The sequence below is a fragment of the Pseudomonas sp. NFACC25 genome (assembly GCF_900100935.1).
Classification (GTDB): domain Bacteria; phylum Pseudomonadota; class Gammaproteobacteria; order Pseudomonadales; family Pseudomonadaceae; genus Aquipseudomonas; species Aquipseudomonas marginalis.
Map to the genome: position 1 here is coordinate 1 of NZ_FMUC01000013.1, position 25511 is coordinate 25511.

A 25511-nucleotide genomic window follows, 5' to 3' on the forward strand; every position below is an offset into this window, starting at 1 on the left:
TCCTTCATCGCGACTACACGGGCCAAAATCTCGTCGTCGGTTTTATTTGGGCTGTTGTGAGGTCGCCGGGACAGTTCGGATAAAGACCTCAAATCGCCGTCGTGCCGGGCAATCCACTTATCGACGGTAGGTCGGCTAACGTCAAAGCGGCGTGCCAACTGACTTTTAGTGAAGTTGCCAGAAAGCCAATCAGCTACCAGCTTGATTCTTTGATTCATGGGGGACTCTTGGTTCCAGGGCATGATCAGTTACCTCCTGATCATGCGTATTAGCCTGTAAACCATGTCCCCGGTTAGAAATGTAAACGATGTCCCCGGTTTGTACCGGGGCAAGCCCCCTCCCACATTTGACCTACATCGGTCTCAGGGTTTGTGCCCGCGCGACAGGAACTCGTGGGACTGCATTTCGAGCAAGCGGCTCAATGTCCGTTGGAATTCGAAGTTCAAGCGCCCGCCGGTATACAAGTCCTTGAGTTCGACTTCCGCCGAGATGATCAACTTGACATTACGGTCGTAGAACTCGTCGACCATGTTGATAAACCGTCGTGCGATATCGTCGGTGGTGACGCTCATCTGCTCCACGCCGCTGAGGATCACTGCGTGGAAGATCTTGCCCAGTTCGATGTAGTCGTTCTGGCTGCGTGGGCCGTCGCACAGTTGGCGGAATTCGAACCAGGCCACGTCATCGCAGGTACGCAGGGCGATGATTTCGCGGTTCTCGATCATCAGCTTGTCGTTTTCCACCGCCTGGGTGCATTCCGGCGTGAGGGCGCGGAAGCTTTTGCGCAGGCTTTCGTGCGCCGCTTCGTTCAGCGGAAAATGGAACAACTCCGCCTGTTCGAGGTGACGCAGACGGTAGTCGACGCCGCTGTCGACGTTGACGATCTCGGTGTTCTGCTTGATCAGCGCAATGGCCGGCAGGAAGCGCGCGCGTTGCAGGCCGTCCTTGTACAAGCCGTCGGGCACGATGTTCGAGGTGGCGACCAGGGTCACGCCGTTCTTGAACAACTCTTCCATCAGGGTGCCGAGGATCATGGCATCGGTGATATCGGAGACGAAGAATTCATCGAAGCAGATGACCCGCGCTTCATCGGAGAAACGCTTGGCGATGATGGTCAGCGGGTTTTTCTCACCCGGCAGGGTCTTCATCTCTTCGTGCACGCGCTTCATGAAGCGGTGGAAGTGTGTCCGTACCTTTTCCTTGAACGGCAGCGCTTCAAAGAATGTATCGACCAGGTAGGTCTTGCCCCGGCCCACGCCACCCCAGAAATACAGGCCCTTGACCGGCACGTGGTCTTTCTTGCCGAACAGCTTGCTGAGCATCCCCGGCTTGCTCTGTGAGGCCGCGACCAGGTCGTCGTACAGGCGCTGCAAATGACGCACCGCCGTTTCCTGGGCCGCGTCATGGAAGAATTCAGGGCGTTTCAGATCAGCTTGATATCGTTCTAGGGGCGTCATAATTTCGTTAGCAAGGCAACAAAAACGGGCCGTCACTGTAACGACGGCCCTGGATAATGGCAATCAACCCTTGGTCGGGTTAATCCTCGATTGGGGTCAACGCGATGCGCAAGGCTTCGATGGCGGCATCACGGGATGCGGCATCGGCGAACTCGGCGCTGTCGGCCACTGCGGCGCCGTCCAGCCATACGCTGAAGCTCAGGGCCTCGGTACGTACATCCAGCGCTTCACCGTTTTGCAGTTGCTTGGTCACCGCACCGGCCGCCTTGCCATCGACAAAGTTGCGCGACAGCAGCAGTTGTTCGCCATCGGCGGCCAACAGGCGGAAGCGGAAGCTGCCGTCGTCTTCACGGAAGCTCACAAAACGTGCGGCTTTGGCGGCCTTCTTCTTGGTCGCAACCGGCGCCGCAGCCTGGTTGACGAACGAACGCAGGCCCACCGCTTCACGCAACTCGGCCAGGAATGGCGCGGCTACGGCACGGGCTTTCCTGGCGCCCACCTGCAACAGGTCTTCCATGTCCGACGGGCGCGACATCAACTGGTGGTAACGCTCGCGCGCTTCGCCGAGCTGACCATCAAGCAGCTGGAACAGACGGTTCTTCGCCTCGCCCCAGCCCAGGCCTTGCAGCAGCTCGCCGCGGAACGCTTCTTCCTGGGCCTTGCTGGCAAACGCCTGGTAGAGGGTGAACAGGTGCGAGTTGTCCGGGTCCTTGGCTTCGCCGGGCGCGCGGGAGTCGGTAACGATCCGCGAGATGGCGTCTTTCATGTCCTTGGCACTGGTGAACAACGGGATGGTGTTGTCGTAGCTCTTGGACATCTTGCGGCCATCCAGGCCCGGCAAGGTGGCAACGCTTTCCTCGATCAACGCCTCGGGCATGGTGAAGAATTCTTTACCGTTGCCGAACAGGTGGTTGAAGCGCTGGCCGATGTCGCGGGCCATTTCCACGTGCTGGATCTGGTCGCGGCCCACCGGCACCTTGTGCGCGTTGAACATCAGGATGTCCGCCGCCATCAGCACCGGGTAGCTATACAGGCCCATGGTGATGCCCGCATCCGGGTCTTCGCCGGTCTCCACGTTCTTGTCCACCGAGGCCTTGTACGCATGGGCGCGGTTGAGCAGGCCCTTGGCGGCGACGCAGGTCAGCAGCCAGGTCAGCTCGGGGATTTCCGGGATGTCGGACTGACGATAGAAGGTCACCCGGTTCACATCCAGGCCACCGGCCAGCCAGGTCGCGGCGATTTCCATACGCGAGCGCTGGATGCGCTGCGGGTCATCGCATTTGATCAGGGCGTGGTAGTCGGCCAGGAAGTAGAAGGAATCGGCATTGGCATCCTGGCTGGCCAGGATCGCCGGGCGGATCGCACCGGCGTAGTTGCCCAGGTGCGGCGTGCCGGTGGTGGTGATGCCGGTGAGGATACGGGTACGAGTCGTCATGGGTAATCGCTTATCAGACTGCTATCAATTCGAGAGGCGCGGCAGCACCAGATCCTTGAGATCGGTGAGCTTGCCATGAAAAAAGTGCCCGCATTCTGCCACTTTCAGCAGCTCATGGGGGCGTTTCAAGGCGGCGGACCAGTCGTAGACGGTTTGCGGGTCGACCACTTCGTCGGTTTCCGGCTGGATCAGGGTCAACGGGCAGCTGTGGGGCAGCACATCGGTATCGCGCAGGCGCATCACCGCCGCGGCGACCATGAACAGGTGCGCGAGCTTTTCGCCTTTGGCTTCCAGGCGGCCGCCGAGGCTGGCCGCCACGTAGCCGCCAAAGGAAAAACCGAGCAGGGTGATCGGCAGGTCGGGGTGCTTTTCACGCAGCCAGGTGGCAGCCGCTTCGGCATCGTCCACTTCACCGGTGCTCATGTCGTGGGTGCCGGCACTCGCACCGACGCCACGGTAATTGAAACGCAAAGTAATCAACCCGGCATCGCGAGCCGTGCGTTGCAGGGTCGAAACGACTTTATTGAGCATGGTCCCGCCCTGCACCGGATTAGGGTGGCAGATCAGCGCCAGGCCACGTGGCTCGGAGTGATCCAGGTACAGGGCTTCCAATTGGCCTACCGGGCCATCGATCAAAACGGGGGTTTCACGCATGAGCAAGGAATGAACTCCGTGACCTCTCAAAGGGTCGACTCGTCTAGCTAAAAGTCTGTGCATGGCATCATTGCGAGCTTAATCGCGGTATACAGCGCAGGTTTGAGCCGTTAACGTAAAGCAAAGCCGTTTATAGAGGAAGGACTCGTGGAACACTCGCTCTTAGTTTGGTTGTTGCCGACTCTCGCCTTGGTTGCCGGTGTCGCCATTGGATTCCTGGTTGCCCGCCTGCTGCCGAATGCCGCGCCTAACCGCACGCAGCGTCAGTTGGATGACATTCAGGAACGTTTTGACAGTTATCAGAACGAGGTTGTTACCCACTTCAACAGCACCGCGACCCTGGTCAAGAAACTCACCCAGAGCTACCAGGAAGTACAGGATCACCTCGCCGATGGGGCAAACCGCCTGGCCCTCGACGACATCACCCGCCAGCGCCTGCTGGCCGCGCTGCATTCCGATGCACCGCAAACTCCACGGGAACGCCTGACTCCGCCCCGGGAGAACCAGGAACCGCCACGGGACTACGCGCCAAAAACGCCAAACGCCCCAGGCATGCTGGATGAGCATTACGGCTTGAAGAAGTAAGTTATTTTCAAGCAATAGAAAAGCCCGGTTGATCGCTGATCAACCGGGCTTTTTGTTGGGCACCATTCTCCAGAACAAGGGGCCTCAGGCCACAGGTTGCTCTTGAAGCCACCCACCCTCGATCCGCACATGCCGCCCATGGAAGCGCTTGAGGCTGCTGCGATGACCGACGCTGACAATGCTCAACCCCGGCAATTCATCAATCAACGCCTGATACAACGTCGCCTCATCCTCTTCATCCATGGCCGACGTCGCTTCGTCCATGTACAGCCATTGCGGCGCGAACAACAAGGCACGGGCAAAGGCCAGGCGCTGTTGCTCGCCGGGCGAGAGCATGCGTTGCCAATGGTTGGCTTCGTCCAGGCGCTCCACCAGGTGCGGCAGGCGACAGGTTTCCAGGACCTGTGCATAACGTTCCGCCGAATAGACGCTGTCGTCCTGTGGGTAACTCAACACCGCCTTGAGCGTGCCGATCGGCAGGTAAGGCTTCTGCGGCAGGAACAGGTAACGCCTGGCCGGCAGGCGAATGCTGCCGTGACCAGCCGGCCAGAGATGCCCCATGGCGCGCAGCAAGGTACTTTTGCCGCTGCCGGAACGGCCGCTGAGCATGACGCGCTGGCCCGGTTCAACGATCATGTTGGCGTCGGTCAGCAGGTGGCGACCATCCACCAGGTTCAAGCCCAGCCCTTGCACCACAAGACGCTCGCCTTCAGCGCTGACGTCGATGGCAGCTGGGCGCTGCTCGTTCTCACGCATGGCCTGCTGAAAACTCAGTAGACGGTCGCTGGTCGCGCGCCAGCCGGCCAGGTCGGCGTACGCGCTGATAAACCAGCTGAAGTTGCCCTGCACGTTGCCGAACGCCGAGTTGATTTGCATCAGCTCGCCCAGTTCGATCTTGCCGGAAAAGTAGCGCGGGGCAGCCACGATAAACGCAAAGACGATCGCAATCTGTTCATAGCCGGCAGTGAAGAACGTCAGGCGCTTGGACACCTTCATGATGTCCCAGTAGTTATGCCAGACCTTCCCGAACCGCGCGTTCAAACGCTGATGCTCATTGGGTTCGCCGTTGTACAGGGCGATGCTCTCGGCATTCTCCCGCACCCGCACCATGGAGAAACGCAAGTCCGCTTCGAAGCGTTGCTGCTGGTTGCTCAAGCCGATCAAACGACGACCGATCAGATGGGTCAGCCAACTGCCGACACCGGCATAGACCAATGCACACCAGAACATGTAGCCGGGGATGGTGATACCGAACACTTCAATACTGCCGGACACGCCCCATAGGATAATGGAGAACGACACCAGGCTGACCACATTGCGCAACAGCCCAAGGCCAAGACTCAGGGTGTTCAGGGTAAAGCTGTTGAGGTCTTCGGAAATCCGCTGGTCCGGGTTATCGGTGTAGCCGCCCTGCTCCAGCTGGTAGTAGTTCTTGTCGCCAAGCCAGCGGGCGAAATACTTTTCGGTGAGCCATGCACGCCAGCGAATGGTCAGCATCTGGGTGAGGTAGAGACGGTAGACCGCGCCGAGAATCGCCACCGTGGCGATACCGCAGAAATAACCGATCTGTTGCCAGAAGGCGGCGGTGTCCTTGTTTTCCAGGGCGTTGTAGAAGTCCTTGTACCAGTGGTTGAGCCACACGGAAATGGCCACGCTGAACAGCGACAGGCCAATCACCACGGCGAGCAACAACCAGGCCTTGCCCTTCTCTTCACTTCGCCAATAAGGCGTGATCATCGCCCAGGTTCGGCGAAAAAATTGCCCACGCACAGCGTCATTGACCGCGGAGTACTCAGCGTTCTGATTCATCGTTCAGGCTCGTAGGGAGGAAGGCAGGCGTTTGAACCGATCATAGGTGATCGGTTCAGGGTTCCGTGCGGCCTGAAGCAGGCTGTTCAGCTTAGGTTCAGCGGCGTACCGGACGCTTCTGCAGCTTGCGTTGCAGGGTGCGCCGGTGCATGCCCAGGGCGCGGGCAGTGGCGGAGATATTGCCTTCGTGTTCGGTGAGGACGCGCTGGATGTGTTCCCACTGCAGGCGGTCCACCGACATCGGGTTTTCCGGCACCAGGGTGTCGAGGTCGGCGTGCTCGGACAGCAATGCGGCCAGCACATCATCGGCATCCGCCGGCTTGCACAAGTAGTTGCAGGCGCCGCGCTTGATGGCCTCGACGGCCGTGGCAATGCTGGAGTAACCGGTGAGGATCACCACGCGCATTTCCGGGTCGAGTTCCAGCAGCTTGGGCAACAGCACCAGGCCGGAATCGCCGTCCATCTTCAGGTCGAGCGCGGCATAGTCCGGCAGGTCGGCCTGGGCGATGGCCAGGCCCTCTTCGGCGGAGCCGGCGGTGCTCACGCGAAAACCGCGACGGCTCATGGCGCGCGCCATCACGCGGGTAAACGTGGCGTCATCATCTACCAGCAACAGGTGCGGCAGTTCTTCGCCTTCGACTTGGATCTCGTCACTCATCGATATCTCCTCGTGCGACACGGGGCAGGCGCAGCTCGGTGAGCGTACCGCCTTCCTCGTGACTATAGAGCTTCACTGAGCCGCCCGCGCGGGTCACGCTGGCCTTGCTCAAAAACAGGCCCAGGCCGAAGCCTTTGCCCTTGGTGGTAAAGAACGGTTTGCCGATCTGCTCGGCGATGGCCAGCGGCACGCCTGCACCATGGTCGCGAATGCTGATCGTCAGGTCATCCACATCCCAATCCAGCCGGACTTCCAGGCCTTCGGGGCAGGCGTCGGCGGCGTTGTTCAGCAGGTTGAGCAAGGCTTGGGTCAGGTCCGGCGGTGGCGCCAGGCGCGGCACGGTCCCCTGCCCCAGCAGATGGAAACGGTAGCTGGCTTCGGGGCGCATCAGGTGCCAGCGGTTCAGGGCTTCGTCGAGCCACTGGGTCACGTCCTGCATCTCGACCGCCAGGCGGCGATTGGCTTCAGCCGCGCGTACCAGTTGCTGCAAGGTTTGCTTGCATTGCTTGACCTGTTCGCGCAGCACGCCGAGATCCTCTTGCAGCGCCGGGTCGTGATGGTCCTGGGTCATTTCGTTGAGCAGCACGCTCATGGTCGCCAGCGGCGTGCCCAATTCGTGAGCCGCGCCGGCGGCCTGGGTGGCGACGGCGAGCAGTTGCTGGTCACGCAGGCCTTCTTCGCGGCGAATGGCGCGCAGTTCTTCCTGGCGGCGCAGCTCTTCGGCCATGCGCGCAGCAAAGAAGGTGATCACGGCGGCAGACAGGGCAAAGCTCAGCCACATCCCGTAGATCTGCAGGTTTTCGCGGGCGATGGGGAACGTTTGCAACGGATAGAACCGCGCCAGCAGCAGGGTGTACAGGGTCAGGGCGATACCCGACAGCACCACCGAGTAGCGCCACGGCAAGGTCACCGCAGCGATGGTCAGTGGCACCAGGTAATAAGACACGAACGGGTTGGTGGAACCGCCGGAGAAATACAGCAACACACTGTGGATAAACAGGTCGCAGGCCAATTGCAGGGCGTATTCCAGCTCGGTCACCGGCCAGGTGGTGCGCAACCGAATGGCGGTAAACACACACAGCACGATGGAGAAACCCAGGGTCACGCCCAATTGCAGCCACGGCAGCGGCAGCAGGTCGAACCAATAGGCGAGCCCGACCGAACCAGCCTGCGCGGCCAGTACCAGGGTACGAATGAACGTCAGGCGCCAGAGGTTCTGGCGGGTGGCGGAAGTCAGTTTTACGGCGGCGAGCATGAGCTCTCCCGATGAGCGCTGCAGGCGGATCGGCAGGAGTATAAACGAAGCGGGCACGCTGGCATGGCGCGTGTGGCTCTTTGCCGCAGGCCGGGCGAACGACCGTTCGTCGGCGGCCGCACAATGTGTAGCGAATATGTAAACCCGAAGAACCCGACACCACCGTCTACAGTCATACCGATACGAACACCCTAAGGAGCTTCCATGTCTCGTTTCACTCGCAGTGCAGTTGTTCTCACCCTCAGCGCCAGCGCCCTGGCCAGCCTTCCGGCACTGGCCGCCGATGCACTGAATTACAACCAGATTTCCCTGCGCGCCGAGGTCAGCCAGGAAGTGGCCCGCGACAAGATGATCGTCACCCTCTACACCGAGTCCCAGAACGCCGACCCGGCCAAGCTCGCCGCCGAAATCACCACCACCATGAACAAGGCCCTGGGCCAGGCGCGCGAAGTCCAGGGCGTGACCTTGCGCCAGGGCAGCCGTAACAGCTACCCGATCTACGACAACAAGAACCAGAAGATCACCGGCTGGCGCGAGCGCGCCGAACTGCGCCTGGAAAGCGCGGACTTCCCGGCGCTGTCCAAACTCACCGGCGAACTGCTCAACACCCTGAAAATGGAAAACATGGACTTCGCCATCGCCGACACCACGCGCAAGACCAGCGAAGACGCCCTGCTCAAGGACGCGGTCGCCGCGTTTAAAGCACGCGCGCAACTGGCCACCGATGCGCTGGGCGGCAAGGGCTACAAGATCGTCAACTTGAACTTCAACACCAATGGCTACCCACAACCTTATGCCCGTGGCGGAATGATGATGAAGGCGGCCATGATGGATTCAGCACCGACGCCGGAAGTGGAGGCAGGTACCAGCCAGGTCAGCATGAGCGCCGATGGAGTGATCGAAGTGCAGATGCCGTAACCCCTACCCGGCAAACCTGAACGGCGGTAACCTCGGTGACCGCCGTTTTCGTTTGGGCAGCGTTTATATGCCTGCCACTTCTAGGGGTCTCCATGGAAAGAACCACCTTCAAACCGCTACTCCTTGCCGCAGGCCTGCTGGCTTTTATGCCGATGGCCCACGCAGCCAGTACCCTGGTCTACTGCTCCGAAGCCAGCCCCGCCGGGTTCGACCCCAGCCAGTACACCAGCGGCACCGATTTCGATGCGTCCGCCGAAACCGTGTTCAACCGCTTGACCCAATTCAAGCGTGGCGGCACCGAAGTCGAACCGGGCCTGGCCACACGCTGGGAGGTGTCCGAGGATGGCCTGGCCTACACCTTCCATCTGCGCGAAGGCGTCAAGTTCCACACCACTGATTTCTTCAAACCCAGCCGCGATTTCAATGCGGATGACGTGCTGTTTACCTTCAATCGCCTGCTGGATGCCGAGAGTCCGTTTCGCAAGGCCTACCCTTCCGAATCGCCGTACTTCACCGACATGGGCCTGAACACCACGATCAAGAGCGTCGACAAACTCGACGAGCACACCGTGCGTTTCAACCTGAACAACGTCGATGCCTCGTTCGTGCAGAACCTGGCCATGAGTTTCGCCTCCGTGCAATCGGCCGAGTACGCCGCCCAGCTATTGAAGGAGGGCAAGGCCGAAGACATCAACCAGAAACCGGTGGGCACCGGGCCGTTTGTGTTCAAGCGCTACCAGAAGGACTCGCAGATTCGCTACGTGGCCAATAAGCAGTACTGGAAACCCGAGGATGTGAAACTCGACAACCTGGTGTTCGCCATCACCCCGGACGCCGCGTCGCGCCTGCAAAAGCTCAAGGCCGGCGAATGCCAGGTCAGCGGCTACCCGCGCCCGTCGGACATCGAGGTGATGAAACAGGACCCCAACCTGCGCGTGCTGCAGCAAGCGGGTTTCAACCTGGGCTTCCTGGCCTACAACGTGACCCACCCACCGCTGGACCAGCTCAAGGTCCGCCAGGCCCTGGACATGGCCATCGACAAGCCGGCGATCATCAAGGCGGTTTACCAGGGCGCCGGACAATTGGCGCAGAATGCACTGCCACCGGCGCAGTGGTCTTATGACCCCTCCATCAAGGATGCCCCGCACGATCCGACCAAGGCCCGCGCGCTACTAAAAGAAGCAGGAGTTGCACCGGGCACTACCATCAACCTGTGGGCAATGACCGTCCAGCGCGCTTCCAACCCGAACGCGCGCATGTCGGCCCAGATGATCCAGCAGGATTGGGAAAAAGTCGGCATCAAGGCCAATATCGTCAGCTATGAATGGGGCGAGTACATCAAGCGCGCCAAAAATGGCGAGCACGATGCGATGATTTATGGCTGGACCGGCGACAACGGCGACCCGGATAACTGGCTCGGCGTGCTCTACAGTTGTGCCGCGGTCAAGGGCAGCAACTACGCCAAATGGTGTAACCCGGCCTACGACAACCTGGTGCAGCAGGCCAAGGTCAGCAGTGACCGCGAGCAGCGCATCAAGTGGTATCAACAGGCACAAAAAATTCTTAAAGAACAAGTACCTATAACGCCCATTGCAAACTCGACGGTTTTCCAACCCCTGCGCAAGGAAGTGAAGGACTTCAAGATCAGCCCCTTTGGGCTGACACCGTTCTACGGCGTGAGTCTAGATAAGTAACAGCAATGCCCCAACCGAGTGCGCCAGACGCCTCGGTTGACCCTCTCTGGTGCACCTTATGCACCGAAAAAAACCCATAAATACGTTCAAATATGTCAAAACTTTCATAATTGCGACATTCCTGTACGTTCGTACCACTCTTTCCGCCTTGCGACGGTTCAGCATCTTGCAATGGGTATGGCGCCTGCATAAGTATCCGCAGGCCGACTCACGAGGTCGCCCTCACCACCAAAAATGACAACAAATCATGAGGCCAACATGCTTAAACACGCAGTCCTTCCGTTATTAGTGAGCGCTGGCCTTATGGCCGCGGCCCCATTCGCCCAAGCGGCGACTAACCTGGTGTTCTGCTCCGAAGGGAGCCCGGCCGGTTTCGACCCAGGCCAGTACACCACCGGAACAGACTTCGATGCCTCGGCCGAAACCATGTTCAACCGCCTGAGCCAGTTCGAACGAGGCGGCACCGCCGTTGTTCCTGGCCTGGCCACCAGCTGGGACGTGTCCCCGGATGGCCTGACCTACACCTTCCACCTGCGCGAAGGCGTCAAGTTCCATACCACCCCATACTTCAAGCCGACTCGTGAATTCTCGGCTGACGACGTCCTGTTCACCTTCAACCGGATGATCAACAAAGACGATCCATTCCGTAAGGCCTACCCCACCGAGTTCCCGTACTTCACGGACATGGGGATGGACACCAACATCAAGAACATCGAGAAGGTCGATGCCCACACCGTCAAGTTCACCCTTGGCACCGTGGACGCCGCGTTCATCCAGAACCTGGCGATGAGCTTCGCGTCGATCCAGTCGGCCGAATATGCCGCCCAGTTGCTGAAGAATGGCACGCCTCAGGACATCAACCAGAAGCCAATCGGCACTGGCCCGTTCGTATTCAAGAGCTACCAGAAAGACTCGAACATTCGCTACACCGGCAACAAGGACTACTGGAAACCTGAGGACGTGAAGATCGATAACCTGATCTTCGCCATCACCACCGATCCGTCGGTGCGTATCCAGAAGCTGAAGAAAAACGAGTGCCAGATCACCTTGTTCCCACGTCCGGCCGACCTCAAGGCGCTGGGTGAAGACAAGGACCTGAAACTGCCGCACCAGGCCGGTTTCAACCTGGGCTATGTCGCCTACAACGTCATGGACAAGGTCAAGGGCAGCGACCAGCCCAACCCACTGGCCGACCTGCGCGTGCGCCAGGCGCTGGACATGTCGGTGAATAAACAGCAGATCATCGATTCCGTCTACCAGGGCGCAGGCCAACTGGCGGTCAACGCCATGCCGCCAACCCAATGGTCCTACGACACCACCATCAAGGACGCCAAGTACGATCCCGAGAAAGCCAAGGCGCTGCTCAAGGAAGCGGGTGTCAAGGAAGGTACCGAGATCGTTCTGTGGGCGATGCCGGTTCAGCGTCCGTACAACCCGAACGCCAAGCTGATGGCCGAAATGCTGCAAAACGACTGGTCCAAGATCGGCCTGAAGGTCAAGATCACCAGCTACGAGTGGGGCGAGTACATCAAGCGCTCCAAAGGCGGCGAGAACCAGGCCATGATCATTGGCTGGAGCGGCGACAATGGTGACCCGGACAACTGGCTGAACGTGCTGTTCGGCTGCGACTCCCTGGCCGGTAACAACTTCTCCAAGTGGTGCGACAAGAAATTCGACGGCGTCGTGAAAGAAGCCAAGGCTACGTCGGACGTCGCCAAACGCACCGAGCTGTATAAGCAGGCGCAACATATCCTCAAAGATGCAGTCCCGATGACACCTATCGCGCACTCGACGGTGTATCAACCCATGCGCAACACCGTACAGGACTTCAAGATCAGCCCGTTTGGCCTGAACTCCTTCTATGGCGTGAGCGTAAGCGGCAAGTAAGGACCAATGACGGCGACGTTTAATAACGTCGCCGCTATTGCATCCGCCTGGACCGTAGGAAATAGACCACGCTCGTAATCGCCGCTTCCTACAGCTGCGAACTGCGACAAGTAGCTCTTTTGCCTACAAGGTCAGTCCAATTTGGCGCATTTACTGCGCAGTCCGCGGCCCATACCGTCGTAGGACAGCAGAGGCTCCAACCTGGGAAAGGCACTTGCTGTGTGTGGGATCAGTAATGTCCCCCTGGCCGTACGCCTGGGTGATTGCTTGCTGATGACAACTACAAACAAGGATCGGGATCGTCATGCGCCATACCACCGTTCTATCCGCAATTTTTGGCACCAGCCTGCTGGCCGTAGCCACGATGGGCCAGGCGGCCGACAAGAAGAGCCTGGTGTTCTGCTCCGAAGGCAGCCCGGCAGGGTTCGACACCGCGCAGTACACCACCGCTACCGATAACGATGTGGCCGAGCCGCTGTACAACCGCCTGGTTGAGTTTGAAAAGGGAGCGACCAACGTCGTACCTGGACTGGCGACCAAGTGGGACATTTCCGAAGACGGCCTGACCTACACCTTTCACCTGCGTGAAGGCGTGAAGTTCCACAGCAACAAGGAATTCAAGCCGACGCGGGATTTCAACGCCGACGACGTGCTGTTCACCTTCAATCGCATGCTTGACCCCGACCATCCATTTCGCAAGGCCTACCCCACCGAGTTTCCGTATTTCAACGGGATGAGCCTGAACAAGAACATCGCCAAGGTCGAGAAAACCGACCCGCATACCGTGGTGATGACGCTGAACTCGGTCGATGCCGCGTTCGTGCAGAACATCGCCATGAGCTTTGCCGCCATCCTGTCGGCCGAATACGCCGAGCAGTTGCTCAAGGAAGGCAAGCCCAGCGACATCAACCAGAAGCCGATCGGCACTGGCCCCTTTGTCTTCCAGCGCTATCAGAAAGACTCGCAGATCCGTTATGTGGGCAACAAACAGTACTGGGACCCGAGCAAGGTCAAGCTGGACCAGCTGATTTTTGCCATCAACACCGACGCCTCGGTGCGCGTGCAAAAACTCAAGGCCGGCGAATGCCAGGTCACCCTGCACCCGCGCCCGGCCGACGTCGACGCGCTCAAGGCCGACCCGAACCTGCAACTGCTGACCAAGCCGGGCTTCAACTTGGGCTACATCGCCTACAACGTGCGCCACAAGCCCTTCGACCAGCTCGAAGTGCGCCAGGCGCTGGACATGGCGGTGAACAAGCAGAGCATCCTCAACGCCGTATACCAGGGCGCGGGGCAGTTGGCAGTCAATGCCATGCCGCCGACCCAATGGTCCTACGACGACAGCATCAAGGACGCCGCCTACAACCCGGAAAAAGCCAAGGAACTGCTCAAGGCCGCCGGCGTGAAGGAAGGTACCGAGATCACCCTGTGGGCGATGCCGGTGCAACGGCCGTACAACCCCAACGCCAAGCTGATGGCCGAGATGCTGCAAAGCGACTGGGCCAGGATCGGACTGAAGGTCAAGATCGTCAGCTACGAGTGGGGCGAATACATCAAGCGCACCAAGAACGGTGAGCACGATGTCAGCCTGATCGGCTGGACCGGCGACAACGGTGATCCGGACAACTGGCTGGGCACCCTCTACAGCTGCGACGCCATCGGCGGGAACAACTACTCCATGTGGTGTGACCCGGCGTACGACAAGCTGATCAAGCAAGCCAAGGTCGTGACCGACCGCGAACAAAGGACTGTTCTGTACAAACAGGCGCAACAACTGCTCAAGCAGCAGGTGCCGATCACACCCGTCGCCCACTCGACGGTCAACCAGCCGTTAAGCGCCAAAGTCGAAGGCTTCAAAGTAAGTCCCTTCGGCCGCAACGTGTTCTCGGGCGTCAGCATTAACCCATAAGAAAATAACCGGATTGCAGGGAGCGAAGTTGGCTCTCCCGCAAACGTGCAGCCTTTTATTGGGAAATTTCCTACGGCAAACGTTTGCAACAGCTTGATCGAGTTACACACCCAATAGCCGGATCACCAAAAAAGACCGGCATTAAAAAGAGAACCAAAGGAGCTTCAACCCATGAAACTGAGCAGCAAAGCGCTTCTGGCCTTGGCCATCAGCAGCATCACGGCCACCGCCTATGCTGAACCCGCCAGCCAGGACTTCGTCCCGACCACATTGGCCGGCGCCAGCGCCCAAAGCGAGGCCAAAGGCTTTATTGACGGTCAAAGCCTGGGCGGTACAACCCGTAACTGGTACTCCAGCGAGAAGAAATTCCGTGGCCAGCGTTTCTCCTATGAGAAACACAATCAGACGCGCACCGACGCAAACCGCACAAACTGGGTACAAGGCACCATCCTCAATTACTCCTCGGGCTTCACCCAAGGCACCGTGGGGGTGGCGACCGAAGTCGCGGCTTACAACGCCGTGGTCCTGGACCGCAGCAAGCGTGATATCAAGGGCGGTTCCAACCGTACCCTGGCTGACTCCGACGGCGATGCAGTAGGCCAGTGGAGCAAACTGGGCCTGGCGAACGTCAAGTTCCGCGTGTCCAACACCACCTTGACCGCCGGTCGCCAGAACTTCAGCAGCGGAATCGTCGATACCATCGGCAACCGTGCCCTGCCTTCGAGCTTCGAGGGTGTGAGCTTCAACAGCGAAGAGTTCAGCAACTTGTCGTTCCAGGGCGGCATCTTTGATCGCGTTTCGCCGCGTACCGAACAAAGCCTGTCGAAATTCCGTTCCGAGTACGGCAATGGCCAGGAAACCGACAAGGTCAAGACCCTGGGCTTCAACTACCAGCCGTTCAAGAGCCTGAAAACCAGCGTGTTCGCCGCTAACGTCGAAGACTTCTGGAACCAGTACTACTTCGGTGCCACCCACGAATTGGGTGATGCACAGACCCTGGCACTGACCACCGGCCTGAACTACTACAAAACCACCGACACCGGCAGCAAGAAGATGGGCAACATCGACAACGACACTTACTCGTTGTCCCTGGGGCTGACCCACCAGGCCCACAGCCTGACCTTCTCGTACCAGGAAGTTAACGGTGACGAGTACTTCGACTACCTGCACGAAACCAACGGCATCTACCTGGCCAACTCCCTGACCTCCGACTTCAACAGCCCGAACGAGAAGTCCTTCCAGATCGCCTACGGCATCAACATGGCCGAATACGGCGTGCCGGGCCTGAAGTTCAACGTCTACTCGGCGCGCGGCTGGGGCATCGACGGTACTCACTACAACGGTACCGCCTACGGTGAAGCCGGCGCTTCGCGTAGCGACCTGCGCCTGATGGACGGCGAGAAACACCAGGAATACGGGGTTGGCACGTCCTACGCGATTCAGAGCGGCCCACTCAAGGCCACCACCATCCGTGGCACCTACGTGACTCACCGCGCCAGCGCACAACAGGCTGACGGCAACATCAAAGAGTTCCGCCTGGTCACCACCATCCCGTTCAACATTCTTTAACTAGCACCAGGTAGACGGCAGGCTCAGGACGAGCCTGCCGTCTACGCTTGTCTGGTCCCATCGATTGCAGAGGGCTCTGAATGAAAATGCTCCCGCTACAAGCTGCCGTTGCCGCTGCGCTGTTAAGCGTGGCTATCGGCGTATCGGCCAAACCCCTGGTGGTCTGCACCGAAGCCAGCCCGGAGGGTTTTGACCCGGTCCTGTACACCACGGCCGTCACCGCCGATGCCGCCGCCGAAACCATGTTCAACCGCCTGGTGGACTTCAAGCCCGGCACCACCGAGATCGTGCCAGCGCTGGCCACTTCCTGGGAAATCAGTGACGACGGCCTGACCTATACCTTTCATCTGCGCGACGACGTCAAGTTCCACACCACCGACTACTTCAAACCCACGCGCAACATGAATGCCGACGACGTGCTCTGGAGCTTCCAGCGTCAACTGGACCCGAAACACCCGTGGCACAACAAATCCAGCGTGGGCTACCCGTACTTTGAAAGCATGGGCTTCAAGGAACTGCTCAAGAGCGTGGAGAAGACCGATGACCATACCGTCGTCTTCACCCTGACCCGCCCTGAGGCACCGTTCCTGGCCGATGTCGCGATGCCGTTCACCGCCATCCACTCCGCCGAGTACGCCGACAAGCTACTTGCCGCCGGCAAGACCGAAGAGCTCAACAGCAAGCCGATCGGCACCGGCCCGTTCATTTTCACACGCTACCAGAAGGACGCTCAGGTGCGCTTCAAGGCCAACCCGGAGTACTTCCGTGGCAAGCCTCCGGCCGATCCGTTGATCCTGGCCATTGCGGTCGACAACAACGTGCGCCTGCAGAAGCTCAAGGCCAACGAATGCCAGATCGCGCTGTATCCCAAGCCTGACGACCTTCCCAGCATCAAGAAAGACCCGAACCTGAAGGTCGCCGAACTGGCGGCGATGACCACCGCATACACCGCCCTGAACACCACCCACAAGTACATGAGCGACGCGCGGGTGCGTCACGCGATCAACATCGCGTTCGACAAGAAAGGCTACAACGAATCCCTGTATGGCAAAGGCAACGCCGTGGATGCCACCGGCCCGTATCCGCCGACCCTGCTGGGCTTCAACGACAAGCTGAAAAACCCTGAGCGCGACCTGGACAAGGCCCGTGCTCTGCTCAAGGAAGCCGGTGTACCGGAAGGCACCGAGTTCACCCTGTTCACCCGTAACGGCGGCGGCCCGACCAACCCCAACCCGATGCTCGGCGCCCAGCGCATGCAGGCGGATCTGGCGCAGATCGGCCTGAAGGTCAATATCAAGGTCATGGAGTGGGGCGAAATGCTCAAGCGCGCCAAAGCCGGCGAGCACGACATGGTTTCCGCCGGCTGGGCCGGTGACAACGGCGATCCGGATAACTTCCTTACGCCGAACCTGAGTTGCGATGCAGCGAAAAACGGCGAAAACTACGCCCGCTGGTGTAACAAAGAGTTTCAGGACTTGATCGATAAGGCCCGCGCCGACGCTGAACCCCAGCAGCGGGCCGCACTCTATCAACAAGCCCTGGAGGTTTTCGACAAGGACCAACCGTGGATTCCCATGGCGTACCCGAAAATGTTCACCGCCATGCGCAAGAACGTCGAGGGTTATACCCAAAGCCCTCTGACGAACAATAACTTCGCCACCACCCAGGTGAAGTAAATAAGAGAAACGCTCGGCACCGCCCACCAGGACGGTGCCGAACCTGCCTAACCGGCTGATTGAGGTACACCACAAGATGTTTAGTTTTATTGCCCGCCGACTGGGGTTATTGATCCCCACGTTTTTCGGCATCACGTTGCTCACGTTTGCGTTGATACGCATGATCCCTGGCGACCCTGTCGAAGTCATGATGGGCGAGCGGCGCGTCGACCCCGAGATGCACGCACAGGCAATGGAACGCCTTGGCCTTAACAAGCCGCTGTACGCGCAATACCTGGACTACGTCGGCAAGCTCGCCCACGGCGACCTTGGCGAATCCCTGCGTACCCGTACCAGCGTGTGGACCGAGTTCACCGCCCTCTTCCCGGCGACCCTGGAACTGTCCATGGCCGCCCTGTTGTTCGCCGGCATCCTGGGCCTGTTGGCCGGGGTGATCGCGGCACTCAAGCGAGGATCCCTGTTCGACCACGGGGTGATGGGCATCTCCCTGGCGGGCTATTCGATGCCGATCTTCTGGTGGGGCCTGATCCTGATCATGTTCTTCTCCGTGAGCCTGGGCTGGACCCCGGTGTCCGGACGTATCGACCTGCTCTACGACATCGAGCCGCGCACCGGCTTCATGCTGATCGACACCCTGCTGGCTGACGAGCCGGACGCATTCTGGGATGCGCTGCACCACCTGATCCTGCCGGCCATCGTGCTCGGCACCATTCCGTTGGCAGTGATCGCGCGGATGACCCGTTCATCCATGCTCGAAGTGCTGCGTGAAGACTACATCCGCACCGCCAAGGCCAAGGGCCTGTCGCCGGCGCGCGTGGTGTTCGTGCACGGCCTGCGTAACGCACTGATCCCGGTACTCACCGTGGTCGGCCTGCAAGTCGGCACCCTGCTGGCCGGTGCGGTGCTGACCGAAACCATCTTCTCGTGGCCCGGCATCGGCAAATGGCTGATCGAAGCCATTGGCGCACGGGACTACCCGGTGGTGCAAAACGGCATCCTGCTGATCGCCTGTCTGGTGATCCTGGTGAACTTCGTGGTGGACATCCTCTACGGCTTCGCCAACCCACGCATCCGTCACCAGCGCTGAGATCATGACCATGACCACACCTACTCAAGTGTCAGCAGTCGATCAAAGCCTGCTGTACCCGTCGCCGTACAAAGAATTCTGGCAAGCCTTCTCCAAGAACAAGGGCGCGGTTGCCGGCCTGCTGTTCATGTTGCTGATCGTGTTCTGCGCGATCTTCGCCCCCTGGGTAGCGCCGCATAACCCCAGCGAGCAATACCGCGATTTCCTGCTCACCCCACCGTCGTGGCTGGAAGGCGGGCAGATCCAGTTCCTGCTCGGCACCGACGAACTGGGCCGCGACCTGCTCTCGCGCCTGATCCAGGGCTCACGCCTGTCCTTGCTGATCGGCTTGTCGTCGGTGGTGATGTCGCTGATCCCGGGCATCCTGCTGGGTCTGTTCGCCGGTTTCTTCCCGCGCCTGCTCGGCCCGACCATCATGCGCCTGATGGACATCATGCTGGCCCTGCCCTCGCTGCTGCTGGCGGTTGCGATTGTCGCGATCCTCGGCCCTGGCCTGATCAACACCGTGATCGCCATCGCCATCGTGTCGCTGCCGTCCTACGTACGTCTGACCCGCGCTGCGGTGATGGGCGAGCTGAACCGTGACTACGTGACTGCCGCCCGCCTCGCCGGCGCCGGCCTGCCCCGCCTGATGTTCATCACCGTGCTGCCTAACTGCATGGCACCGCTGATCGTGCAGGCGACCCTGAGTTTCTCTTCGGCGATCCTCGATGCCGCGGCCCTGGGCTTCCTTGGCCTTGGCGTACAACCGCCAACCCCGGAGTGGGGCACCATGCTGGCTTCGGCCCGTGACTACATCGAACGCGCCTGGTGGGTGGTGAGCCTGCCTGGCCTGACCATTTTGCTCAGCGTGCTGGCAATCAACTTGATGGGTGACGGCCTGCGCGATGCGCTGGACCCGAAACTCAAGAACGCCGCCTGAGGAGATTCCCATGTCACTGTTAGAAATCAAGAATCTCAATGTGCGCTTCGGCGACAAGACCGCCGTGCCGGTGGTCGATGGCCTCGACATTGCCGTCGACAAGGGCGAAGTCCTGGCCATTGTTGGCGAGTCGGGCTCGGGTAAATCCGTGACCATGATGGCGCTGATGGGGCTGATCGAGCACCCTGGCATCGTCACCGCCGACGCCCTGAACTTCGACGGCAAGGACATGCTCAAGCTGAGCAACCGCCAGCGCCGCCAGATCGTCGGCAAAGACCTGGCGATGGTGTTCCAGGACCCGATGACCGCGCTGAACCCCAGCTACACCGTGGGTTTCCAGATCGAAGAAGTGCTGCGCCTGCACCTGAAAATGTCCGGCAAGCAAGCCCGCAAGCGCGCCATCGAGTTGTTGGAAAAAGTCGAGATCCCGGGCGCCGCCAGCCGTATGGACGCCTACCCGCACCAGTTGTCCGGCGGTATGAGCCAGCGTGTGGCCATCGCCATGGCGATTGCCGGCGAGCCGAAACTGCTGATCGCGGATGAGCCGACCACCGCGTTGGACGTGACCATCCAGGCGCAGATCATGGAACTGCTGCTGGCCCTGCAGAAAGAGCAGAACATGGGCCTGGTGCTGATCACCCACGACCTGGCAGTGGTGGCTGAAACCGCCCAGCGCGTGTGCGTGATGTACGCCGGCCAAGCCGTGGAAGTCGGCCAGGTGCCGCAGTTGTTCGATATCCCGGCGCACCCGTACAGCGAAGCGCTGCTCAAGGCGATCCCCGAGCACAGCCTCGGCGCCACGCGCCTGGCCACGCTGCCGGGTATCGTGCCCGGCCGCTATGACCGCCCGCAGGGTTGCCTGCTGTCGCCACGCTGCCCGTATGTGCAGGAAAGCTGCCGTGCCCAGCGGCCCGGCCTTGATCCGAAAAGCAACAGCCTTGCGCGCTGCTTCTACCCCTTGAACCAGGAGGTGGCGTAATGGCCGTCGTTCTTACCGCCCGCGACCTGACCCGTCATTACGAAGTGTCCCGTGGCCTGTTCAAGGGCCATGCGCTGGTACGCGCGCTTAATGGTGTGTCGTTTGAACTGGAAGCCGGCAAGACCCTCGCGGTTGTAGGCGAGTCGGGTTGCGGCAAATCCACCCTGGCCCGTGCGCTGACGCTGATTGAAGAGCCATCCTCGGGCTCGTTGAAAATCGCCGGCCAGGAAGTCGCCGGTGCCGACAAGGCCCAGCGCAAGCAATTGCGCAAAGACGTGCAGATGGTGTTCCAGAGCCCGTATGCCTCATTGAACCCACGCCAGAAGGTCGGTGATCAGCTGGGCGAGCCGCTGCTGATCAACACCAACCTGTCCGCCGCCGAACGCCGCGAGAAAGTGCAGGCGATGATGAAACAAGTGGGCCTGCGCCCTGAGCATTACCAGCGCTACCCGCACATGTTCTCCGGTGGCCAGCGCCAACGCATCGCCCTGGCCCGCGCGATGATGCTGCAACCGAAAGTGCTGGTGGCGGATGAACCCACCTCGGCGCTGGACGTGTCGATCCAGGCCCAGGTGCTCAACCTGTTCATGGACCTGCAGCAGGAATTCAACACGGCCTACGTGTTCATCTCCCACAACCTGGCGGTGGTGCAGCACGTTGCCGACGATGTGATGGTGATGTACCTCGGTCGCCCGGTGGAGGTGGGCCCCAAGGAAGACATCTACGCGCGCCCCCTGCATCCGTACACCCAGGCGCTCCTCTCGGCCACCCCGACCATTCATCCGGATCCGAACAAACCGAAGATCAAAATCGTTGGCGAGTTGCCCAACCCACTGAACCCGCCGCCGGGCTGCGCGTTCCACAAGCGCTGCCCGTATGCGACGGCACGTTGCAGCAGCGAGGAGCCACAACTGCGCGCCTTGGATAACCGCCAGGTGGCTTGCCACTACGCGGAGCAGTTCGTTGCCTGAGTAAAACAGCTGCTACGGAACATCAGATTAAAAATGTGTAAGCAGTGATACAGCGTTCTACAGCCCTTCCCGTCAGGTTGCGCATCAGCCTGGTGGGAGGGGCTTTCTTTTGGATGCAATTAACTGTCGCCGTCATCGTAGGTTTCGCTGTCTTCCCCTTCGTTGTAGGGGTTTTCTGCGTCCTCTTTTGGCGCAGGCTGGGCCTGGGGTTGCCAACTGCCGGAGTTGACCTCGTTCTGCTTTTTCTTGGTGACCGGCCCCGTGTCTTTCCACTGCGGCGCTCCTGCGCCCGCCAGTGCCGGAAGGGGCGCCAGCCCCAGGACGGCCAGCAACACCAGAGGGATGGCGCGTTGAGCATTTCGCACGGTGATCTCCTTTGCAGTCGGTGGTTAAACGCTAGACCCGATGCCGGATTCTCGCCAATCCCATGCCTGGAGGAGAAAAAAATGTGGGAGGGGGCTTGCCCCCTCCCACATTTTGTTTTGCGGCGCTCAGACCTTAGTGGTGCTCGCGGGTCGCGCGGAATTTCACATCCGGCCAGCGCTCTTCCATCAGCGCCAGGTTGACCCGGGTCGGGGCCAGGTAGGTCAGGTGACCACCGCCGTCGAGCGCGAGGTTTTCCACGGCCTTGTTGGAGAACTCTTCCAGCTTCTTCTTATCGGCGCATTCGATCCAGCGCGCGGAGTACACGGTGATCGGCTCGTAGGAGCATTCAACCTTGTATTCCTCTTTCAAGCGGCTGGCGACCACATCGAACTGCAGCACACCCACGGCGCCGAGGATGATGTCGTTGCTGCGCTCGGGGAAGAACACCTGGGTAGCGCCCTCTTCCGCCAGTTGCTGCAGGCCTTGGCGCAGTTGCTTGGATTTCAGCGGATCGCGCAGGCGCACGCGACGGAACAGTTCCGGGGCGAAGTGCGGGATACCGGTGAAGCCCAGCGTTTCACCTTCGGTGAAGGTGTCGCCGATCTGGATGGTGCCGTGGTTATGCAGGCCTATGATGTCGCCGGCGTAGGCCTCTTCGAGCTGTTCACGCTCGGAGGAGAAGAACGTCAGGGCGTCGCCGATGCGCACGTCCTTGCCGGTGCGCACATGGCGCATCTTCATGCCTTTTTCGTACTTGCCCGAGCAGATGCGCATGAAGGCAATACGGTCGCGGTGCTTGGGGTCCATGTTCGCCTGGATCTTGAACACGAAGCCGGTGAATTTCTCTTCCACCGGTTCCACGGTGCGCTCGTTGGCGACACGGGCCAGCGGCTTCGGTGCCCAGTTCACGACAGCGTCGAGCACGTGGTCGACGCCGAAGTTGCCCAGGGCGGTCCCGAAGAACACCGGGGTCAGCTGGCCGTCGAGGAATTCCTGCTGGTTGAACTCGTGGCAGGCGCCCTGAACCAGTTCCAACTGATCGACAAAGCGGTCGTACTCGTCACCCAGGTGGGCGCGGGCTTCGTCGGAGTCGAGCTTTTCGATGATTTTCACATCGGTGCGCTCGTGGCCATGGCCGGCGGTGTAGACAATGATGTAGTCGTCGGCCAGGTGGTACACGCCCTTGAAGTCGCGGTAGCAACCGATCGGCCAGGTGATCGGCGCAGCCTTGATCTTCAGGACGGCTTCGATTTCATCCAGCAATTCGATCGGGTCGCGGATATCACGGTCGAGTTTGTTGATGAAGCTGACAATCGGCGTATCACGCAGCCGGCATACGTCCATCAGCGCGATGGTACGTGGCTCGACGCCCTTACCGCCGTCGAGGACCATCAGCGCCGAGTCCACCGCGGTCAGGGTGCGGTAGGTGTCTTCGGAGAAGTCTTCGTGGCCCGGGGTGTCGAGCAGGTTGACCATGTGGTCGCGATACGGGAACTGCATGACCGACGTGGTAATGGAAATACCCCGTTGTTTTTCCATTTCCATCCAGTCGGAGGTGGCATGGCGGTCGGATTTGCGCGATTTCACCGTGCCGGCCACTGCGATCGCCTTGCCCATCAGCAGGAGCTTCTCGGTGATGGTGGTTTTACCGGCATCGGGGTGGGAAATAATGGCGAAAGTGCGGCGTTTCGCGACTTCGGCGGCCTGGTGGGTCATGGGAAATCGCCTGGCAGGTGAGTCAAAAAAGGGCGGCGAGTATAGCGCAAACCGCAGGTGCCGGACCACCGTTCACCCCATTGGGGGTGGCTAAATGCTGCCAAGTATGGAACCTTTTAAAAGGTAGAGACGTCCACTCCCCTGCTACCGCACTCGTAACAGGGGCTGAAAAATCAGCAAGTTAGCCTGACGAGGCTGCGCTCATGGCTCGATTTGATACCGCGTTGCCGGTATTGGCGAGCTGCTTTTCGCGACCCTATTCGCCGACAGCCAGGAATGGCATTGCCGCTCGGAAATGTGGTCGCCGACAAAAGAAAAAAGGAGTCCGCCTGTGGCTATTCGCTATGGCAAAGGGCTGATAGGAGGAGTGGTTGTCGTCGCTCTCCTGGCCCTGCTGGTCCACTGGATCGGCATCAACACGATCGAACTGTACCGCGACGATTTGTTGTTTTACCTGCAAGCTCATTTGATCCTGGTTCTAGTCTCCATGCTGGCCGCCCTCGTTGTGGGCATCCCCGCCGGTATCCTGCTCAGCCGACCGAACATGGTCGGGCGCGCAGAACGCTTCATGCAGATCTTCAACATCGGCAACACCGTCCCCCCCCTGGCCGTACTGGCCATCGCCCTCGGCGTCCTCGGCATCGGCAGCGGCCCGGCCATCTTCGCGCTGTTCCTCGCCTCCTTGTTGCCCATCGTGCGCAACACCTACGAAGGCCTCAAAAACGTTCAAGGCTCGCTGAAAGAAGCCGCCACCGGTATCGGCATGACCCCGCGCCAGGTGCTGTTTCGCGTCGAATTGCCGAACGCCGTGCCGATCATCATCGGCGGTGTGCGCGTGGCCCTGGCGATCAACGTCGGTACCGCGCCGCTGGCGTTCCTGATTGGTGCCAATAGCCTGGGCAGCCTGATTTTCCCCGGCATCGCCCTGAACAACCAGCCGCAACTGCTGCTCGGCGCCGCGTGCACCGCGTTGCTGGCGTTGCTGCTCGACGGCCTGGTAACCATGGCCAGCCGCCTCTGGCTGGAACGCGGGTTGCGTCCGTCTTAAGGCTTGGCAAAGGAATACACATGAAAAAAATCAACTTGATACTGAGCTGCGTCCTGCTGTTTGCAGGTCTTGCGCAAGCTGCCGAAAAACCCGTGATCCGCATTGGCGCGCGGGTGTTCACCGAACAGACCCTGCTGGCCGAAATCACCTCCCAGTACCTGCGCACCAAGGGCTATGACGCCCGCGTGACCGGCGGCCTGGGCAGCAACCTGGCGCGCAGTGCCCAGGAAAGCGGGCAACTGGACCTGATCTGGGAATACACCGGCGTGTCGCTCGTGGCCTATAACCATGTGGACGAGAAGCTCGACAGCGAACAGTCCTACGCCCGAGTGAAAGAGCTCGACGCGAAAAAAGGCCTGGTCTGGCTGTCGCCGTCGCGCTTCAGCAACACCTACGCCCTGGCACTGCCCGAGAAAGTGGCCGAGGAGCATCCAGAGATCAACAGCATCAGCGACCTCACCAACGCCATGGCAGAAGACACCAAGGAACACCGCCTCGTGGCCCTGGACACCGAGTTCGCCAACCGCTCCGACGGCCTCGCCGGCATGGTCAAGCTGTATGACATGAACCTGACGCGCAAAAACACCCGGCAGATGGACGCGGGCCTGGTCTACACCGCCCTGCGTAACGGCCAGGTGTTTGCCGGCCTGGTCTACACCACAGACGGTCGCCTCAACGCGTTCAAATTGAAGCTGCTGGCCGACGACAAGCACTATTTCCCGGACTACACCGCCGCCCCCGTGGTGCGCCAGGTTTACCTGGACGCGCACCCGCAGCTGGCCGCAGACCTTGCGCCACTGGCCGCGCTGTTCGACGACAAGACCATGCGCGAGTTGAACGCGCGGGTCGACGTCGACCATGAAAGCCCATCCGCTGTTGCCGCCGATTTCCTGCGCCAACATCCGATCAACTAAGA

22 protein-coding genes are annotated in these 25511 nt (G+C 60.2%); 13 read left to right on the forward strand and 9 right to left on the reverse strand.

Features of this window, described 5'->3' with window-relative positions; translation table 11 throughout:
• The 4 genes from BLQ09_RS24100 to BLQ09_RS24115 all read right to left on the reverse strand — a co-directional run.
• Positions 1–242: helix-turn-helix domain-containing protein (locus BLQ09_RS24100; RefSeq protein ID WP_043293829.1), on the reverse strand; the 242-nt coding region annotated here is incomplete at its 3' end.
• A gap of 120 nt (positions 243–362) precedes the next feature.
• Entirely contained in the window at positions 363–1457 is a 1095-nt protein-coding gene (gene zapE, locus BLQ09_RS24105; protein ID WP_027604847.1) for a cell division protein ZapE, read from the reverse strand.
• 79 nt (positions 1458–1536) lie between these two features.
• On the reverse strand, positions 1537–2892 hold the full coding sequence (locus BLQ09_RS24110; RefSeq protein ID WP_027604848.1) for a tryptophan--tRNA ligase: 1356 nt from the start codon (positions 2890–2892) through the stop codon (positions 1537–1539).
• Between the two features lie 24 nt (positions 2893–2916).
• Complete coding sequence (locus BLQ09_RS24115; RefSeq protein WP_043293448.1) at positions 2917–3546, reverse strand: alpha/beta hydrolase; 630 nt, start codon at positions 3544–3546, stop codon at positions 2917–2919.
• Between the two features lie 147 nt (positions 3547–3693).
• On the opposite strand from BLQ09_RS24115, the gene BLQ09_RS24120 reads away from it, so the two are divergent.
• A complete protein-coding gene (locus tag BLQ09_RS24120; RefSeq protein WP_003171734.1) occupies positions 3694–4131 on the forward strand; it encodes a Z-ring associated ZapG family protein in 438 nt (145 codons plus the stop codon).
• An 84-nt stretch (positions 4132–4215) separates the two neighbouring features.
• Here the strand turns inward: BLQ09_RS24120 and BLQ09_RS24125 are convergent, their stop codons facing one another.
• The 3 genes from BLQ09_RS24125 to BLQ09_RS24135 all read right to left on the reverse strand — a co-directional run bounded on the left by BLQ09_RS24125 (position 4216) and on the right by BLQ09_RS24135 (position 7853).
• Positions 4216–5940 (reverse strand): ABC transporter ATP-binding protein/permease, encoded by a 1725-nt coding sequence (locus BLQ09_RS24125; RefSeq protein WP_027604850.1) that lies wholly within the window; start codon positions 5938–5940, stop codon positions 4216–4218.
• A gap of 97 nt (positions 5941–6037) precedes the next feature.
• The gene (locus tag BLQ09_RS24130; protein ID WP_010565532.1) at positions 6038–6598 is read right to left on the reverse strand and encodes a response regulator transcription factor; all 561 of its coding nucleotides are present in this window, start codon (positions 6596–6598) and stop codon (positions 6038–6040) included.
• Positions 6591–7853 (reverse strand): ATP-binding protein, encoded by a 1263-nt coding sequence (locus BLQ09_RS24135; RefSeq protein WP_027604851.1) that lies wholly within the window; start codon positions 7851–7853, stop codon positions 6591–6593. Before BLQ09_RS24135 ends, BLQ09_RS24130 begins: the two co-directional genes overlap by 8 nt.
• Before the next feature lie 204 nt (positions 7854–8057).
• Here BLQ09_RS24135 and BLQ09_RS24140 point away from each other — a divergent pair, with 204 nt between their 5' ends.
• From BLQ09_RS24140 to BLQ09_RS24185, 10 genes are all read left to right on the forward strand, one after another.
• A complete protein-coding gene (locus tag BLQ09_RS24140) occupies positions 8058–8771 on the forward strand; it encodes an SIMPL domain-containing protein (protein ID WP_027604852.1) in 714 nt (237 codons plus the stop codon).
• Positions 8772–8863: 92 nt separating this feature from the next.
• Positions 8864–10465, forward strand: a complete 1602-nt coding sequence (locus BLQ09_RS24145; protein ID WP_092358784.1) for an ABC transporter substrate-binding protein — start codon at positions 8864–8866, stop codon at positions 10463–10465.
• A 258-nt stretch (positions 10466–10723) separates the two neighbouring features.
• On the forward strand, positions 10724–12352 hold the full coding sequence (locus tag BLQ09_RS24150; RefSeq protein WP_027604854.1) for an ABC transporter substrate-binding protein: 1629 nt from the start codon (positions 10724–10726) through the stop codon (positions 12350–12352).
• A gap of 364 nt (positions 12353–12716) precedes the next feature.
• A complete protein-coding gene (locus BLQ09_RS24155; RefSeq protein WP_371914549.1) occupies positions 12717–14261 on the forward strand; it encodes an ABC transporter substrate-binding protein in 1545 nt (514 codons plus the stop codon).
• Between the two features lie 171 nt (positions 14262–14432).
• Positions 14433–15830, forward strand: a complete 1398-nt coding sequence (locus BLQ09_RS24160; RefSeq protein WP_027604856.1) for an OprD family porin — start codon at positions 14433–14435, stop codon at positions 15828–15830.
• Positions 15831–15910: 80 nt separating this feature from the next.
• Entirely contained in the window at positions 15911–17506 is a 1596-nt protein-coding gene (locus BLQ09_RS24165) for an ABC transporter substrate-binding protein (RefSeq protein WP_027604857.1), read from the forward strand.
• Between the two features lie 76 nt (positions 17507–17582).
• On the forward strand, positions 17583–18593 hold the full coding sequence (locus tag BLQ09_RS24170; protein ID WP_003215992.1) for an ABC transporter permease subunit: 1011 nt from the start codon (positions 17583–17585) through the stop codon (positions 18591–18593).
• Between the two features lie 10 nt (positions 18594–18603).
• Positions 18604–19515: an ABC transporter permease subunit gene (locus BLQ09_RS24175; protein WP_027604858.1), complete on the forward strand. Its 912-nt coding sequence runs from the start codon at positions 18604–18606 to the stop codon at positions 19513–19515.
• A 10-nt stretch (positions 19516–19525) separates the two neighbouring features.
• Positions 19526–20494 (forward strand): ABC transporter ATP-binding protein, encoded by a 969-nt coding sequence (locus BLQ09_RS24180; protein WP_027604859.1) that lies wholly within the window; start codon positions 19526–19528, stop codon positions 20492–20494.
• Positions 20494–21465, forward strand: a complete 972-nt coding sequence (locus tag BLQ09_RS24185) for a peptide ABC transporter ATP-binding protein (RefSeq protein ID WP_017138288.1) — start codon at positions 20494–20496, stop codon at positions 21463–21465. Before BLQ09_RS24180 ends, BLQ09_RS24185 begins: the two co-directional genes overlap by 1 nt.
• 119 nt (positions 21466–21584) lie before the next feature.
• Here BLQ09_RS24185 and BLQ09_RS24190 read toward each other — a convergent pair whose 3' ends face one another.
• Both BLQ09_RS24190 and BLQ09_RS24195 read right to left on the reverse strand, forming a co-directional pair.
• Positions 21585–21830 carry a hypothetical protein gene (locus tag BLQ09_RS24190; protein ID WP_027604860.1) on the reverse strand — a complete coding sequence of 82 codons (246 nt, stop codon included), beginning with the start codon at positions 21828–21830 and terminating at the stop codon, positions 21585–21587.
• A 133-nt stretch (positions 21831–21963) separates the two neighbouring features.
• Positions 21964–23547 carry a peptide chain release factor 3 gene (locus tag BLQ09_RS24195; RefSeq protein ID WP_027604861.1) on the reverse strand — a complete coding sequence of 528 codons (1584 nt, stop codon included), beginning with the start codon at positions 23545–23547 and terminating at the stop codon, positions 21964–21966.
• Positions 23548–23842: 295 nt separating this feature from the next.
• Here BLQ09_RS24195 and BLQ09_RS24200 point away from each other — a divergent pair, with 295 nt between their 5' ends.
• Together BLQ09_RS24200 and BLQ09_RS24205 are read left to right on the forward strand one after the other, a co-directional pair.
• A complete protein-coding gene (locus BLQ09_RS24200; protein WP_262382155.1) occupies positions 23843–24595 on the forward strand; it encodes an ABC transporter permease in 753 nt (250 codons plus the stop codon).
• Positions 24596–24615: 20 nt separating this feature from the next.
• Positions 24616–25509 (forward strand): glycine betaine ABC transporter substrate-binding protein, encoded by an 894-nt coding sequence (locus BLQ09_RS24205; protein WP_092358788.1) that lies wholly within the window; start codon positions 24616–24618, stop codon positions 25507–25509.
• Positions 25510–25511: the final 2 nt, after the last annotated feature.

What these genes read in the sequence shown, in the direction of transcription:
- zapE (WP_027604847.1), bottom strand. Translation starts at nt 1,457, where the DNA reads ATGACGCCCCTAGAACGATATCAAGCTGATCTGAAACGCCCTGAATTC.
- BLQ09_RS24110 (WP_027604848.1), bottom strand. Translation starts at nt 2,892, where the DNA reads ATGACGACTCGTACCCGTATCCTCACCGGCATCACCACCACCGGCACG.
- BLQ09_RS24115 (WP_043293448.1), bottom strand. Translation starts at nt 3,546, where the DNA reads ATGCGTGAAACCCCCGTTTTGATCGATGGCCCGGTAGGCCAATTGGAA.
- BLQ09_RS24125 (WP_027604850.1), bottom strand. Translation starts at nt 5,940, where the DNA reads ATGAATCAGAACGCTGAGTACTCCGCGGTCAATGACGCTGTGCGTGGG.
- BLQ09_RS24130 (WP_010565532.1), bottom strand. Translation starts at nt 6,598, where the DNA reads ATGAGTGACGAGATCCAAGTCGAAGGCGAAGAACTGCCGCACCTGTTG.
- BLQ09_RS24135 (WP_027604851.1), bottom strand. Translation starts at nt 7,853, where the DNA reads ATGCTCGCCGCCGTAAAACTGACTTCCGCCACCCGCCAGAACCTCTGG.
- BLQ09_RS24140 (WP_027604852.1), top strand. Translation starts at nt 8,058, where the DNA reads ATGTCTCGTTTCACTCGCAGTGCAGTTGTTCTCACCCTCAGCGCCAGC.
- BLQ09_RS24145 (WP_092358784.1), top strand. Translation starts at nt 8,864, where the DNA reads ATGGAAAGAACCACCTTCAAACCGCTACTCCTTGCCGCAGGCCTGCTG.
- BLQ09_RS24150 (WP_027604854.1), top strand. Translation starts at nt 10,724, where the DNA reads ATGCTTAAACACGCAGTCCTTCCGTTATTAGTGAGCGCTGGCCTTATG.
- BLQ09_RS24155 (WP_371914549.1), top strand. Translation starts at nt 12,717, where the DNA reads ATGGGCCAGGCGGCCGACAAGAAGAGCCTGGTGTTCTGCTCCGAAGGC.
- BLQ09_RS24160 (WP_027604856.1), top strand. Translation starts at nt 14,433, where the DNA reads ATGAAACTGAGCAGCAAAGCGCTTCTGGCCTTGGCCATCAGCAGCATC.
- BLQ09_RS24165 (WP_027604857.1), top strand. Translation starts at nt 15,911, where the DNA reads ATGAAAATGCTCCCGCTACAAGCTGCCGTTGCCGCTGCGCTGTTAAGC.
- BLQ09_RS24170 (WP_003215992.1), top strand. Translation starts at nt 17,583, where the DNA reads ATGTTTAGTTTTATTGCCCGCCGACTGGGGTTATTGATCCCCACGTTT.
- BLQ09_RS24175 (WP_027604858.1), top strand. Translation starts at nt 18,604, where the DNA reads ATGACCACACCTACTCAAGTGTCAGCAGTCGATCAAAGCCTGCTGTAC.
- BLQ09_RS24180 (WP_027604859.1), top strand. Translation starts at nt 19,526, where the DNA reads ATGTCACTGTTAGAAATCAAGAATCTCAATGTGCGCTTCGGCGACAAG.
- BLQ09_RS24185 (WP_017138288.1), top strand. Translation starts at nt 20,494, where the DNA reads ATGGCCGTCGTTCTTACCGCCCGCGACCTGACCCGTCATTACGAAGTG.
- BLQ09_RS24195 (WP_027604861.1), bottom strand. Translation starts at nt 23,547, where the DNA reads ATGACCCACCAGGCCGCCGAAGTCGCGAAACGCCGCACTTTCGCCATT.
- BLQ09_RS24200 (WP_262382155.1), top strand. Translation starts at nt 23,843, where the DNA reads ATGTGGTCGCCGACAAAAGAAAAAAGGAGTCCGCCTGTGGCTATTCGC.
- BLQ09_RS24205 (WP_092358788.1), top strand. Translation starts at nt 24,616, where the DNA reads ATGAAAAAAATCAACTTGATACTGAGCTGCGTCCTGCTGTTTGCAGGT.